The organism is Tepidibacter sp. (genome assembly GCF_025210165.1).
In the GTDB taxonomy this organism is placed as follows: Bacteria; Bacillota; Clostridia; order Peptostreptococcales; family Peptostreptococcaceae; genus Tepidibacter_A.
This window is the reverse complement of the sequence record NZ_JAOASI010000082.1, coordinates 12,273-26,001: the sequence shown is the minus strand read 5'-3', so window position 1 is coordinate 26,001 and position 13,729 is coordinate 12,273. Positions and strand designations below refer to the sequence as shown.

General features: G+C 31.0%; 17 protein-coding genes. All 17 read right to left on the bottom strand.

The window, feature by feature from the left end; translation table 11 throughout:
- Position 1 precedes the first annotated feature (1 nt).
- A complete protein-coding gene (secD, locus tag N4A48_RS14215; protein ID WP_293667026.1) occupies positions 2–1,246 on the bottom strand; it encodes a protein translocase subunit SecD in 1,245 nt (414 codons plus the stop codon).
- Between the two features lie 16 nt (positions 1,247–1,262).
- Complete coding sequence (locus N4A48_RS14210; protein WP_293667024.1) at positions 1,263–1,763, bottom strand: gamma carbonic anhydrase family protein; 501 nt, start codon at positions 1,761–1,763, stop codon at positions 1,263–1,265.
- The gene (scfB, locus tag N4A48_RS14205; RefSeq protein ID WP_293667022.1) at positions 1,756–3,138 is read right to left on the bottom strand and encodes a thioether cross-link-forming SCIFF peptide maturase; all 1,383 of its coding nucleotides are present in this window, start codon (positions 3,136–3,138) and stop codon (positions 1,756–1,758) included. Before scfB ends, N4A48_RS14210 begins: the two co-directional genes overlap by 8 nt.
- Positions 3,139–3,281: 143 nt before the next feature.
- Positions 3,282–3,419, bottom strand: a complete 138-nt coding sequence (gene scfA, locus N4A48_RS14200; RefSeq protein WP_072888016.1) for a six-cysteine ranthipeptide SCIFF — start codon at positions 3,417–3,419, stop codon at positions 3,282–3,284.
- A gap of 59 nt (positions 3,420–3,478) precedes the next feature.
- Positions 3,479–3,847: a TIGR04086 family membrane protein gene (locus N4A48_RS14195; RefSeq protein WP_293667014.1), complete on the bottom strand. Its 369-nt coding sequence runs from the start codon at positions 3,845–3,847 to the stop codon at positions 3,479–3,481.
- A gap of 53 nt (positions 3,848–3,900) precedes the next feature.
- A complete protein-coding gene (yajC, locus tag N4A48_RS14190; RefSeq protein ID WP_293667013.1) occupies positions 3,901–4,167 on the bottom strand; it encodes a preprotein translocase subunit YajC in 267 nt (88 codons plus the stop codon).
- Between the two features lie 35 nt (positions 4,168–4,202).
- Positions 4,203–5,324, bottom strand: coding sequence for a tRNA guanosine(34) transglycosylase Tgt (gene tgt / locus N4A48_RS14185; RefSeq protein WP_293667011.1), 1,122 nt, complete (start codon positions 5,322–5,324; stop codon positions 4,203–4,205).
- Positions 5,325–5,351: 27 nt separating this feature from the next.
- Positions 5,352–5,777 carry a phosphate-starvation-inducible PsiE family protein gene (locus N4A48_RS14180; protein ID WP_293667009.1) on the bottom strand — a complete coding sequence of 142 codons (426 nt, stop codon included), beginning with the start codon at positions 5,775–5,777 and terminating at the stop codon, positions 5,352–5,354.
- A 17-nt stretch (positions 5,778–5,794) separates the two neighbouring features.
- Positions 5,795–6,817 (bottom strand): tRNA preQ1(34) S-adenosylmethionine ribosyltransferase-isomerase QueA, encoded by a 1,023-nt coding sequence (queA, locus tag N4A48_RS14175; protein ID WP_293667008.1) that lies wholly within the window; start codon positions 6,815–6,817, stop codon positions 5,795–5,797.
- A gap of 15 nt (positions 6,818–6,832) precedes the next feature.
- On the bottom strand, positions 6,833–8,404 hold the full coding sequence (locus tag N4A48_RS14170) for a SpoIID/LytB domain-containing protein (protein ID WP_293667006.1): 1,572 nt from the start codon (positions 8,402–8,404) through the stop codon (positions 6,833–6,835).
- 28 nt (positions 8,405–8,432) lie between these two features.
- Positions 8,433–9,440, bottom strand: coding sequence for a Holliday junction branch migration DNA helicase RuvB (gene ruvB / locus N4A48_RS14165; protein ID WP_293667005.1), 1,008 nt, complete (start codon positions 9,438–9,440; stop codon positions 8,433–8,435).
- 15 nt (positions 9,441–9,455) lie between these two features.
- Positions 9,456–10,049, bottom strand: coding sequence for a Holliday junction branch migration protein RuvA (gene ruvA, locus N4A48_RS14160; RefSeq protein WP_293667003.1), 594 nt, complete (start codon positions 10,047–10,049; stop codon positions 9,456–9,458).
- A 10-nt stretch (positions 10,050–10,059) separates the two neighbouring features.
- Entirely contained in the window at positions 10,060–10,551 is a 492-nt protein-coding gene (gene ruvC / locus N4A48_RS14155) for a crossover junction endodeoxyribonuclease RuvC (RefSeq protein ID WP_293667002.1), read from the bottom strand.
- Positions 10,552–10,648: 97 nt separating this feature from the next.
- A complete protein-coding gene (locus tag N4A48_RS14150; RefSeq protein ID WP_293667000.1) occupies positions 10,649–11,254 on the bottom strand; it encodes a hypothetical protein in 606 nt (201 codons plus the stop codon).
- Between the two features lie 74 nt (positions 11,255–11,328).
- On the bottom strand, positions 11,329–11,523 hold the full coding sequence (locus tag N4A48_RS14145) for a DUF1858 domain-containing protein (RefSeq protein ID WP_293666999.1): 195 nt from the start codon (positions 11,521–11,523) through the stop codon (positions 11,329–11,331).
- 46 nt (positions 11,524–11,569) lie between these two features.
- Positions 11,570–12,229 (bottom strand): NAD(P)/FAD-dependent oxidoreductase, encoded by a 660-nt coding sequence (locus N4A48_RS14140; RefSeq protein WP_293666997.1) that lies wholly within the window; start codon positions 12,227–12,229, stop codon positions 11,570–11,572.
- A 105-nt stretch (positions 12,230–12,334) separates the two neighbouring features.
- Entirely contained in the window at positions 12,335–13,693 is a 1,359-nt protein-coding gene (locus tag N4A48_RS14135) for an MATE family efflux transporter (RefSeq protein ID WP_293666996.1), read from the bottom strand.
- Between the last annotated feature and the right edge of the window lie 36 nt (positions 13,694–13,729).

The window sequence follows — 13,729 nt, the reverse complement described above, 5'->3', positions numbered from 1 at the left end:
CCTAAGCTCCAAAAAACTTTTTGTTTTTTATTATATTGGCATGGACTAATGATTTCATTAACGTCTTCGTAATAATTATAGCTGTAAAGAAAGATGCTATTATACCTATCATTAAGGTAAGAGCAAATCCTCTTATAGGTCCAGTTCCAAAGTTAAATAGTACAGTACCTGCTATAAATGTCGTTACATTCGAATCCATTATAGTTCCAAGTGCCTTTGAAAATCCAGAATCAATAGATGCTCTAAGAGATTTTCCATTTCTAATTTCTTCTTTTATTCTTTCAAATATTATTACATTCGCATCAACTGCCATACCTACTGATAATATAAGTGCAGCTATTCCTGGAAGAGTAAGTGTTACCTCCATTTGTGCGTATATATACATGATTATTAGAATATAAGCTGTAAGAGCTATATCCGCAATAAGTCCTGGAAGTCTATAGTAAAACAACATATAAAGCATTACTAATAGTATTCCTATTGCTGCTCCCTTTACACTCTTTTTAAGAGCATCTTCTCCAAGACTTGCCGTAACTGTAGATGTTTGAACTTCTTTAAATTCTACTGGAAGCGCTCCAGCTCTTATCAGGTTAGAAAGTTCTGCTGCACTCTCAACTGTAAAGTTACCACTTATCGTAGCTTGTCCATCTGGAATTCTTTGATTAACTCTTGGAGCTGAGATAACCTCATCATCAAGAACTATAACTATTGAAGAACCTGTAGGTGCTAGTTCTTCAGTTGCATCTGCAAACTTTTTAGCTCCTTCGCTATTAAATTCTAGAGAAACTATAGGTTGATTATTTTTTGAATCAAACCTAACCTCTGAAGTTTTAACTTCTTTACCAGTTACAACTACAGTTCCATCTTCTTTCAAAAATTTAAGTTGTGCTGTTTTTCCTATAGCATCCATTGCATCTTTTGCATTTTTAACACCTGGAAGCTCTATTCTTATTCTTTTCTCGCCTTCTTTAACTATAACCGGCTCAGAAACACCCATACCATCTATACGTTTTCTAAATACCTCTATAGTTTGATCTAAAATTTTGTTAAGTTCTTCTCCTGTTTCATCTGTTTGAGCTTCGTAAACTACGAACACCCCACCTTGTAAATCCAATCCTTGTTTTATTGAATTTTGCATAGGATCAATATTAAATTCACCTATGTTAACTCCACTTATTGCTGCATAAGCAAAAAATACAATAATAATAAACAAACTAATGAATTTCGATAAATTTTTAAGTTTCATAAATGTACCCCCAAACCTATTTGTGCTTTTTAGCATATTTTACATAATCTATTGCAGATTTTTCTAGGGAATTTCTTTCTTCTTGAGTCAGCTCCCTTATAACCTTAATAGGGTTCCCATAAGCAAGTACACCTGATGGAATTTTTTTATTAGGAGGAACTAAACTTCCTGCTCCAATTAATGTATAGTCCCCTATTTCAGCTCCATCTAAGATTATAGCCCCCATGCCCATTAAGCTATAATTTCCTATTTTACAAGCATGTATAGTTGCTTTATGTCCAATTGTAACATAGTTTCCTATCTCTGTTTTGTTTTCTTTGCTTATATGAACTACAGTACCATCTTGTATATTAGTATTTTCACCTATTATTATCTTATTTTCATCGCCTCTTAATACACAGTTATACCACACATTTGTATTCTTTCCCATTTTTACATTTCCTATAACATCTGCACTTTCTGCTATGAAACAACTATGAGGAATTTCAGGTTTTTCCCCATCATACTCCTTAATCATCTTTGCTGCCCTCCAACATAATTTTAGCTTTAATCATAATTGCACATTCTGTACGCTTTCTTTGCATCTGACATCCTAACTCATAAGGCTTTAATATATCATTATTAAAATTATGTGCATTAGCATGACATCCTCCTGAACAATAGAACTTAGCCCAACAGTTTCTACACTCTTCTTTTGCATATACATGAGCATTTTGAAATTTAAGTTGTATATCTCTAGGTATAATTAATTTTTCATCTAGTATACTTCCTAGCTTAAAGTCTTCGTTTCCAACAAACTGATGACAAGGATACAAATCACCTTCTGGTGTTACAGCCATATATTCACATCCTGCACCACATCCAGTAAGCCTTTTAATAACACAAGGTCCTTGATTTAAGTCTATCATATAATGGAAGAATGTGAAATTATCACCTTTTATTTTTCTATTGGCATATTCTACTGCTAATTTTTCATACTCTTTAAATATTTTAGGTATATCTTCTTCTTTTAATGCATATGGATTATCATCACTGTCTACAACAGGCTCAACAGAAGTTAAGTCAAACCCTAAATCTGCAAAATGAAGTACATCTTTTGAGAAATCTAAGTTATCTCTAGTAAATGTTCCCCTTACATAGTAGTATTTATTCTTATCTCTACTATCTATTAATTTTTTAAACTTAGGAACTATAATATCATAGCTGCCCTTATTGTTTAAAGTAGGTCTCATTTCATCGTTTATCTCTTTTCTTCCATCAAGGCTTAGCACTACATTATGCATATGTTCATTAATATATTCAATTTTTTCATCATCTAACAAAAGACCATTAGTAGTAATAGTAAATCTAAATAACTTACCTTTTTCTTTGGCTTTTTCATTTCCATACTCGACAAGTTTTTTCACTACTTCCCAGTTCATTAAAGGCTCTCCACCAAAGAAGTCTACTTCTAAATTTTTTCTATTTCCTGAGTTTTCAAGTAAATAATCTAATGATTTTTTACCTACTTCATAACTCATAAGCTTTCTCTCTCCGCCGAAATCTCCTTGAGATGCAAAGCAGTATTTACACTTTAGATTACAATCATGAGCCATATGCAAGCATAAGGCTTTAACAACAGGCTTTCTATTTACAAAACTTGGATGATATTCATATTCATCAATTGAATATAAAAGTCCCTCTTTTTCTAAAGTTTTCATCTCATTATATGCTTCAACTATCTTTTCATTTGAATACTTGTCCTTTAGAATATCCGATATTTCATCTATATTCTTGTCCTTATAATAATCCAAAATATCATATGCTTCATTGTCTAAAACATGAACAGCTCCACTGTTTACATCTAGAGCTATATTAATTCCATTTAACGAAAATTTATGTATCATACCCATCTATATGAACCTCCTAAGTAAAATGCCCATCTTTCATATTACCAAACTTTTAATAATTAATCAATATCAGCTAAAATGTTAATTAAGAAAAGGAAAAAGCAGCATACCTTCATAAAGAAGTTATGCTGCTAAAATATGTATAATTATCTTTCACATTCTTGATTTGCTACTGTACAAGAAGTTTTACAAGCTGATTGGCATGAAGTTTGGCATTCTCCACATCCACCTTTTTCAGCACTTTTCTTTAAAGTTGCTTTTGACAGTGTTTTCACGTGCTTCATAAGTACTCCCTCCTAATAATAAAGATTCCTTATTGATTATATCATAATTCTGCCATAAATCAATCTTTTTTCATATTAACACCTATAATCCCACCGATTCCACCTGTTAATGTATTAAGAAGCATTTTATATAACATATTCATTTCAAATTTAAAATTTTCATTTGCTAGAAAATACATGATTATCATGAATAATACATATAAAGCCCCAGCTAATATACCGTATAAAAATCCATCCGATCCATTTTTGTACCCAATATAAAAACCTGCACATGCAATACCTAAAGTTACTATAATAGATGTCATAAGTGGCATTGTAGAAACGGATACAGAAGTATACGTTAAAACTAAATTATAAATAAGAACAAGTACGATAGTAATTAAATATGAATAACCTAAAGCTTTTAAAAAATATGTGGCTCTTTTCAAAAAAAACACCTCCTTGCTTTTTATAAAATTATATTCGCAAGAAGGTATTTAAATTACTTATTTTTAACTTTTCCTATAGCCCATTTTTCAACGTGAAGCTTAGTTCTATCTCCTCCAACTTCAACTGTAATCATTTCTTCTGATATACTAAATATTTTCCCAACAAGTCCTCCTATTGTAACCACTTCATCTCCAACCTTAAGACTTGATCTCATTTCTTTTAGTTGCTTATCTTTTTTCTGTTGAGGTCTTATAAGTAAAAAATAAAATACAACTATAAAACCAACAGTCATAACTATATTTACTACATTTGCAGACATTCTAACTCCTCCTTTTTATAATATATTATATTTTTTTATAGTTCATATCCATATTTAGTGAAAAATTCTTCTCTAAAGTCTAACAGTCTATCTTCTCTTATTGCTTGTCTTACATTTTCCATTAATTTAAGTAAGAAATGTAAGTTATGAGTAGTTATAAGTCTTGAAGCTAGTATCTCATTTGCTTTGACAAGGTGTCTTATATAAGCTCTTGTATAGTTTTTGCAAGCATAACAATCACATTCAGGATCAATTGGAGTAAAATCTTTAGCATATTTTGCATTTCTAACTACAACTTTTCCTTGACTAGTCATAGCTGTACCATTTCTAGCTATTCTAGTAGGAAGTACACAGTCAAACATATCTATACCTCTTATAGCTCCTTCTATTAATGCATCTGGGCTTCCAACTCCCATTAAATATCTAGGCTTATCCTCTGGTAAAAGAGGTGTTGTATATTCTAATACTTCATACATTAACTCTTTAGGCTCTCCAACGCTTAATCCCCCTACTGCATATCCCGGAAAATCAAGTTCCATTATTTCTTTTGCTGATTGTTCTCTTAAATCTTTGTACATACCACCTTGAACTATCCCAAATAAAGCTTGGTTTTCTGTATTCTTATGAGCTTCTTTACATCTTTTAGCCCATCTTGTTGTTCTTTCTAAGGAATTCTTAACATAATCTCTACTTGCAGGGTACGGAGCACATTCATCAAATGCCATCATTATATCTGCACCTAGAGCATTTTCTATTTCCATAACCTTTTCTGGACTTAAAAAATGTTTAGACCCATCTATGTGAGATCTAAATTCTACACCTTCTTCTGTTATTTTTCTAAGTGGTCCTAAGCTGAACACCTGAAATCCACCACTATCTGTAAGTATAGGTCTATCCCAGTTCATAAATTCATGAAGACCTCCAGCTTCTTTTACAAGCTCATGTCCTGGTCTCATATAAAGATGATATGTATTACTTAATATAATTTGTGAATTAATTTCTTTTAATTCCTCCGGAGTCATAGACTTTACTGTTGCTTGAGTTCCAACAGGCATGAATATAGGAGTTTCAATTATACCATGTGGAGTGTGTATTCTTCCAAGTCTTGCTCCACTTTGTTTGCAAGTTTTTATGTGTTCATATCTTATTGCTGACATTTAATTTCTTCCCTTCATATAATTAATTTAAGAATTTAATTTTTCATCATGTTTATTCATATCCTTATCAGTAAATAAATATTTTTTAATAGCAAATAAACCAGCTATAGTGCATATTCCTATAAAGGCTTCTATCATTCCCTTTTCTTTTGGTATTAATAAAAGCTTTCTAGCTATAGCATATAATAAAACATCTATTACACTCTCTGGAGTATGCAGAGTAAGCATTATAACAAGTTCTACCCCTATAACTAATGCAAGAGCATGTCCAAGTATCGCTTCAACTGAATGGTAAGCAATAGGATCTAGCGCATCACCTAAATAAGAAGACCATATAACCTTAGTTAAATCTATAGCACCCAACAATACCTTCACTAATATTATTAAGGCTAATACAATCTCAAAAACATGACTAACTTTTAAGATAATTCTCTTTGCTGACTTTTTATCCATTGTATCACCTCAAATTATTATTTTATAAACATTGCATCTCCAAAGCTAAAGAATCTATATTTTTCATCTACAGCTACTTTATATGCATTTAATATATTTTCTTTTCCAGTTAATGCTCCAACAAGCATTATAAGAGTTGATTCAGGTAAATGGAAATTAGTTATAAGAGCATCTACTACCTTAAATTCATATCCAGGATATATAAATATTTCTGTCCACCCACTTTGCTCTTTTAATAATCCATCTTCACTTATAACTGACTCAAGAGTTCTACAGCTAGTAGTTCCAACAGGTATTACTCTTCCTCCATTTTTTTTGCATTTGTTGATTTTATCAGCTTGTTCTTTATCTACCATATAAAACTCACTATGCATTTTATGATCAAGTACATTGTCAACCTTTACAGGTCTAAAGGTTCCAAGACCTACATGTAGTATTACAAATGCAATCTCAACACCTTTATCTTTTATCTTTTGTAATAATTCCTCAGTAAAATGAAGTCCTGCTGTAGGCGCTGCTGCTGATCCATCATGCTTTGAATAAACAGTTTGATATCTTTCTCTATCCTCTAGTTTTTCTGTTATATAAGGAGGAAGTGGCATACTTCCAAGCTCGTCTAAAATTTCTTCAAATACTCCATCATATTCAAATTTAACTATTCTAGAGCCCTCTTCTGCCATATCTACAACTGTAGCTATAAGCTTATCTCCAAAAGAGAATTTAGTACCTATCTTTGCTCTTTTTCCTGGCTTTACAAGAACCTGCCATGTATCTAATTCTATTCTCTTTAAAAGCAAAAATTCAATTTTCCCTTTAGTTTCTAGTTTTTCTCCTATAAGTCTTGCTGGAAGAACTCTTGTATTATTAAGAACTAGACAATCTCCTTCCTTTAAATAATCTATTATATTTTTAAAAATTTTATGTTCTATTTCTCCTGTTTCTTTATTTAATAGCATGAGTCTTGATTCATCTCTTTTTTGAAGAGGAACCTGAGCTATTAATTCTTCTGGTAAATCAAAATTAAAATCGCTAGTTTTCAAATTTAAACGTCCTTTCTACCTTTGTATTTCTATTCCTGTATAATAATGCTTTAATATATCTTCATATGAGAATCCTTGTTCTGCCATAGATTTTGCTCCCCATTGACTCATTCCAAGTCCATGTCCCCATCCATGTCCATTAATTGTGTATTCATCTGAAACAACACTACCTAAATTTAATTGTCTGGTATCATTATTGCCCATTAAATAAATATTAGTATTATTACTTATATCTTTAATTCCATCACTTGTTATAGCATACATATTTGATAAGCTTCTTTTTTCTTCATTTTTATCGGTCGAATAAATATAGAATATATCATTGCCACCAGAATCTTGCCCCTTCACTATATTATAATAGTTGCTTTTAAGACCAAGAATAGTTCTTGTGGAATTTTTAGTATACTCCTTTTCACCACTGCTTCCTATAAACTTAAGTTTTATAACTCTATCATTTCTAGATAGTTCCTCTATCTTAATACCAGTTACTGTTCCTATATCTACATTATCCTCTAATAGCTTGGTTTTGATATCTTCCTTAGTCATAACAACAGACCAATTATCATTAGGATAACCTAAAGAATATTTATCTTCAACACCTCTTAAATAAGAAACCTTGTTAGACCATACATTTTCAGAATCGTCTGTTTTACCTCCACTATTAGAATGGTAAAGAGCGCTTACAACACGTCCATTATATACCATAATTTGACCCCTAGTTTCATCTACCGCTCTATTACTATTTGAATGTTCAGAAGTATATCCACCATATACCTGTGAAAATGTATCATCAGTCAAATCAAAGCCATACTTTTTATATTTTCCCATATTCATTATAGCATAATTTCTTGCAGCTATCGCTTGAGCCTTAAGAGCCTCTATTGGCCAGCTTCCAGACATTTCTCTAGGTACTACTCCATATAAGTATTCATCAAGTCCAACTCTATTTATAACAGTCATATTATTATTGTCACTTCTCTTAAATAAAACACTTCCTCTATACTTTTTATTATTAATTCCTGTTATACCGTCTTTAGAATATATACATACTTCTTCATTAGAATCATACATAAAAACTATATCATCATCATCCATAATCTGAACAAAATTGTAATCAGAGCTGACGACTTCAAGACTAAAATCAGATAAATCATCTGATATTTCATCTTTATGATTTTGAGCTAGGTCTTGATCTAAATAATTGCCTATATATATTTTAAAGTTACCATCATAAAATATAAAAGAATCTATATCCTTATCTTCTAAACTCTGTACAGCATTTAAAGCTTGTTGTATATCATCATAATCCTGATCTACTTTTATATAGTATATAGACTCCTCATTTTTTGCTGTTAAGCTCGATTTATCAATTTCAATAATTTTTTCTATATTATCTTCTTTTAAAATTCCAATTTCAAATCCACTACTAGAGCTCAAATCAACCTTTGGTAATGCAGAGCTACCATATTCAAGTCCTATTTTCAAGTAATCTGGTACACTAATACTAGCAAAAGAATTAATAGTAAATAAATTAAATAAAAAACACACAATAACTATATTAACAAATTTAGTCCTATATTTCCACATTATAGTCCTCCATAACTATTATTTTTGATTATTTCTCATATGAAATATTAAAATGCTTATAAGCATTTAAAGTAGCTACCCTACCTCTAGGCTTTCTATCTATAAATCCTAATTGTATTAAGTAAGGCTCATACACATCTTCTATAGTATTTCTATCCTCCCCTATAGCCGCAGCAAGAGTGTCAAGACCTACAGGTCCTCCTGAGAATTTTTCAATTATATCCATCATAAGCTTTTTGTCTATATAATCAAGACCTAATGGATCAATTTCTAACATTTCAAGAGCAAGATCTGCTATTTTTTCAGTTATAATACCGTCTCCTTTAACTTCGGCATAATCTCTAACCCTCTTTAATAACCTATTTGCAATCCTTGGTGTTCCTCTTGACCTTTTACCTATTTCAATAGCGGCTCTCTCATCTATATCACAACCAAGTATTCCAGCTGATCTTTTGACTATACTAGAAAGCTCATCTACGTTATATAAATCAAGCTTACATATAACTCCAAATCTATCCCTTAAAGGAGATGTAAGCATACCTGCTCTTGTAGTTGCCCCTATCAATGTAAATTTTGGAAGATCTAATCTTATAGACCTTGCAGAAGGACCCTTTCCAATTATTATATCAAGACAAAAATCCTCCATAGCAGGATATAAAACTTCCTCAACATTCCTATTTATCCTATGTATCTCATCTATAAACAAAACATCATTTTCATTCAAATTAGTAAGTATAGCAGCCAAATCACCAGCTCTCTCAATTGCAGGTCCAGATGTTATTCTTATATTAACACCCATCTCATTAGATATTATGGTAGAAAGAGTTGTCTTACCTAGTCCTGGTGGTCCATATAATAAAACATGGTCTAACTGCTCACCTCTATTCTTTGCCGCTTCTATAAATATATTAAGCTTTTCCTTAGCTTTTTCTTGCCCTAGATAATCATTAAGATTTTTAGGTCTTAAACTACTCTCTATATCAACATCCTCATTTTTCATGCCAGAAGTTATAATTCTATCCTCTTCAGTAAACATTCATATCCTCCTTATTTATTTCATCAAATACATAAGACACTTCTTTATAAGCTCTTCAGTATCACTACATTCCTTCTTCAACTTATTAGTCGCCTCTTTTGCCTCAGCTAGAGAATACCCTAATGCAACTAAAGCTTGTAATGCTTCGTCCGTTCCAATTATCTTTTTATTAGACCCAGTAAGTAATGTTTGCTCAAATTCAACATTATGCTTGTCTATCTTGTCCTTAAGCTCAAGTATCATCCTCTCAGCAGTTTTCTTGCCAACACCAGGAGCTTTAGACAAAGCCCCTATATCTTCACTTAATATAAAAGCTCCTAATCTCTTAGGTTCTGAAAATGACAATATACCAAGCGCCACTTTAGGCCCTATTTTTGAAACTGAATTTAAAAGTTCGAACATTTTAAGCTCTTCCTTAGTTTTAAAGCCACATATACTCATATCATCTTCTCTAACTATAAGCTTTGTGTATATCTTTGCTTCCTCATTTCTTTTAACATCACATATAGTATTTTGAGATGTATTTATCCTATAACCAATTCCATTACACTCCACAACTATAAAGTCAATATTAATTTCTTCTACTATACCTTTTATATACTGATACATAATTTCCTCCCTATCTTCCTATTATTTTTTCAAGTCTGTTAGAATGACAATGGCATATAGCAACAGCTAAAGCATCAGCAACATCATCTGGCTTTGGAACTTCTCTTAAATTAAGAAGTGATTTAACCATAGTTTGTACTTGAGCCTTTTGTGCCCTTCCATAGCCCACTACTCCTTGTTTTACCTGTAAAGGAGTATATTCATATGTTTTTATATTATTATGAGCACAAGCAAGCATAGCAACCCCTCTCGCCTGTGCTACTGTTATAGCAGTTTTTACATTCTTATTAAAAAATAATTCCTCTATTCCAATCTCATCTACTTTATATTTTTTAATAAGAAAATCTAATCCTTCATATATCTTTTCAAGTCTTTTAAACACGTCTAACTTAGAGGATGTTTGTATAGCTCCATAATCTATAACCTTAAAATTATTTCCTTTATACTCTATAATACCATACCCAAGTATAGCAATCCCCGGGTCAATTCCCAATACAATCATTTCTTCATCTCCCAAACATATATTCTATATAATTATATAATACTTTTAAAAATAATAAAACCTATGATATTTATTACCAAATATCATAGGTTTTATTTTAGCTTAGGAAATCTTCAAGCCTTTCATTTAGTTCATCTAAAGAATTTAATATAAGACCAGATTTTATCTGTTCTTGATCTACTGAAGGAAGTGAAGATATCGAAGATTGTGTTTTTTCAACTAGATTTTTATTTCCATTTTCATCGTATTTATATATGACTATGTATCCATTGTCCTCACCTATTTCATAGTGTTTATCACAATAACTATTTATTTCCTTTAATAAATTAATTTCTTCAGACTTAAAGCTTAGCAATTTAAATTTAGAATAATTCTTTTTCATATACTCTTTAAATTCGGTCTCACTCAATCCGATAATTTCTTTTGAAGCAGTTTTTTCCTTTGTTTGTACATGCCCACACTTATCGTATTTAGTAGTTATTTTAAGAACAGTATTCTTATCTACTAATACATCGTCTTTCTTGTTAATGACTTCAATCTTAACATTTTTTTCTTTTTTACGCTCTTCAGCCACTACAGTTTTTGTTACAGGTTCACCTCTATCTTCTTTTTCAAGCACTTTTCCCATATAAAACCCTCCCACAAGGGTTAATATAGCTATAAGCAAAATAGGAATTTTAGAAGATCTTTTTTTCTCAAACATAAAAATAACCTCCTTTTAGAGGTTATTTTATCCATTAGATATTAATTTATACAATTTTTAGCTAAAATTAATATTTACTCTATTCCTTCATTTAACTTTTCAATTAAAGCATCTAAGTTTATACCGTGAACAGCAGCAGCTTCTTCTAAGCTTTCCATTTGAGCAGATGGGCATCCTATGCATCCCATTCCAAATCCCATAAGTATTGGTCCTGCATTAGGGTTGTGTCTTAAAACCTCTGATATTAACATATCCTTAGTTATTTTCATAATAAATTACCTCCTTATTTTCTATAACTATAATATTATCATATATTTATAATTTTTCAACTACATCATTTCTAAATTTTTCTACACCTATTCTATCTATAAAAAATCCTAACTTTTCACCAAGTAACGCATTTTCATTATAATATTCAAGTATTATTTCTACTAATCTATATGCATCTTCTTCACTTATTTTTTCAGCTATTATATCTGCCATTCTCTGGTGAAACCCTGCGCTTCCACCTGCTGCTATAATAAAACCTTCTTTAGTAGCTATTAGAGCTATATCTTTTGCATAGGCACTAGCACATGCATTCCTACACCCTGCAACAGCTATTTTAGTTCTATTTGGCATTTCCTTTCCATGAAAGTTTCTGCTTATCTTCATGCCTATTCTTATAGTATTCTCCTTTGATCTTTTACAAAAACCCGCTGGGCACATCTCTACATTCTTTATTGAATATTGATTTTTAACTGCTGGCTCCATACCTAAGTCTTTCCATATTTCACTTAAATCTTCTTCTTTTAGATTAGTTATCATTATTCTCTGTCCAGATGTTATCTTAATTATTCCATTATATTTTTTAGCCGTATCGGCTATCTTTATCATTGTATCCGCCGTTACAAAACCACCTGGTATATGAGGAGTTATAGCAAATCTCCGCTTTCCATCTTTTATCTTTTGTAAATTCCCAGAATGTACTCCCACAATTCTCACCTCTATTTAATCAAATAAGCTATAATTCTTATTATACCCATATTATAATTTTTTTAAATACTTTTTTCAGTAACATAAGTTACTATTATATATTTTTTAAAATTCCTCTTTTATTCTATGCTTTTTTAAAACTATATTTTCTTTAGCAAGTAGAACCAAAGTGATCAAAAACGAACCAATATCAGATATAGGATATGAATAGAAAACACCGTTAACTCCAATAAACTTAGGAAGTATAATAACTAAAGGTATTAGCATAATTATTTGTCTTGATATAGTAAGAACAACCGACTCAGTTGCCTTTCCTGTAGCCTGAAACCAGCTAGCACCTATAGCTTGAATCCCAACAACAGGAAGACCCCAAATCATCATAGAAAGTGCATCTACACCTATATCTATAGTAGTTTTATCACTTGTAAATATCTTCATAACCTGAGTTGGAAATATAAGTGCTACTAAAAAACCACCTACACTTAATATAGTTGCATATATATTTGCATATTTTAAGCTTTCTTGAACCCTTTTAAACTTTTTAGCTCCATAATTAAACCCTGCTATAGGCTGAAATCCCTGAACTATACCATATAAAGGCATAAACATAAACATCATAACTCTATTTATTATTCCAAGAGCAACAATATAATAATCATTTCCATAAGCCACTAGTGTATTATTTACTATAATCATCAATAAGCTTCCTGATATTTGTCTAAAAAATGTGGCCATACCTACACTTACAATTTCTTTTATATTTTTTATTGTAAAATTCATGTTTGAAATCTTTATTTTAAGCATACTATTACCTTTTAAATAGTACATAAGAATCCAAATAGCACTAAAGGTTTGAGCTATTATAGTAGCAAGAGCAGCTCCAGTAACTCCCATTTTAAATACAAATATAAGAATATAATCAAGTATTATATTCACAACAGCCCCAATCACCATACTTATCATAGCAGTTTTAGCATTCCCTTGAGCTCTTATAGTATGATTTGACGACATAGCAAAGCTATTGATGACTATACCAAATGCTATTATCTTCATATAATCTTTAGCATAAGGTAATATATTTGGTGTAGCACCACACAATATAAGAATCTCATCCATAAAAATAAGTATAATAATGCTAATTATTAAGTTTATTATTAAATTAAAAAATATAGCCTCTGCAAGTAGCTTTTGTGCTCCTTCTATATTTCCTTCTCCTATTCTCCTTGAAATAACGGATGATGCTCCAACTCCAACCATCAAGGCTATAGCCATCATAACCATCATAACTGGCATAGCAATAGTAACTCCTCCTAAAGCTAATGCTCCAACTCCTTTACCTATAAATATCCCATCTGCTACATTATATAAAGCATTTACAAGCATTCCTATTATAGCTGGTATAGAAAATTTTAATATAAGTTTATTAATAGGGTAATTTGCCATCATTTGCTGTCTTTCATCCATATTAAATTCCCTTCTTTTTCTTATTTGTAGTATTTA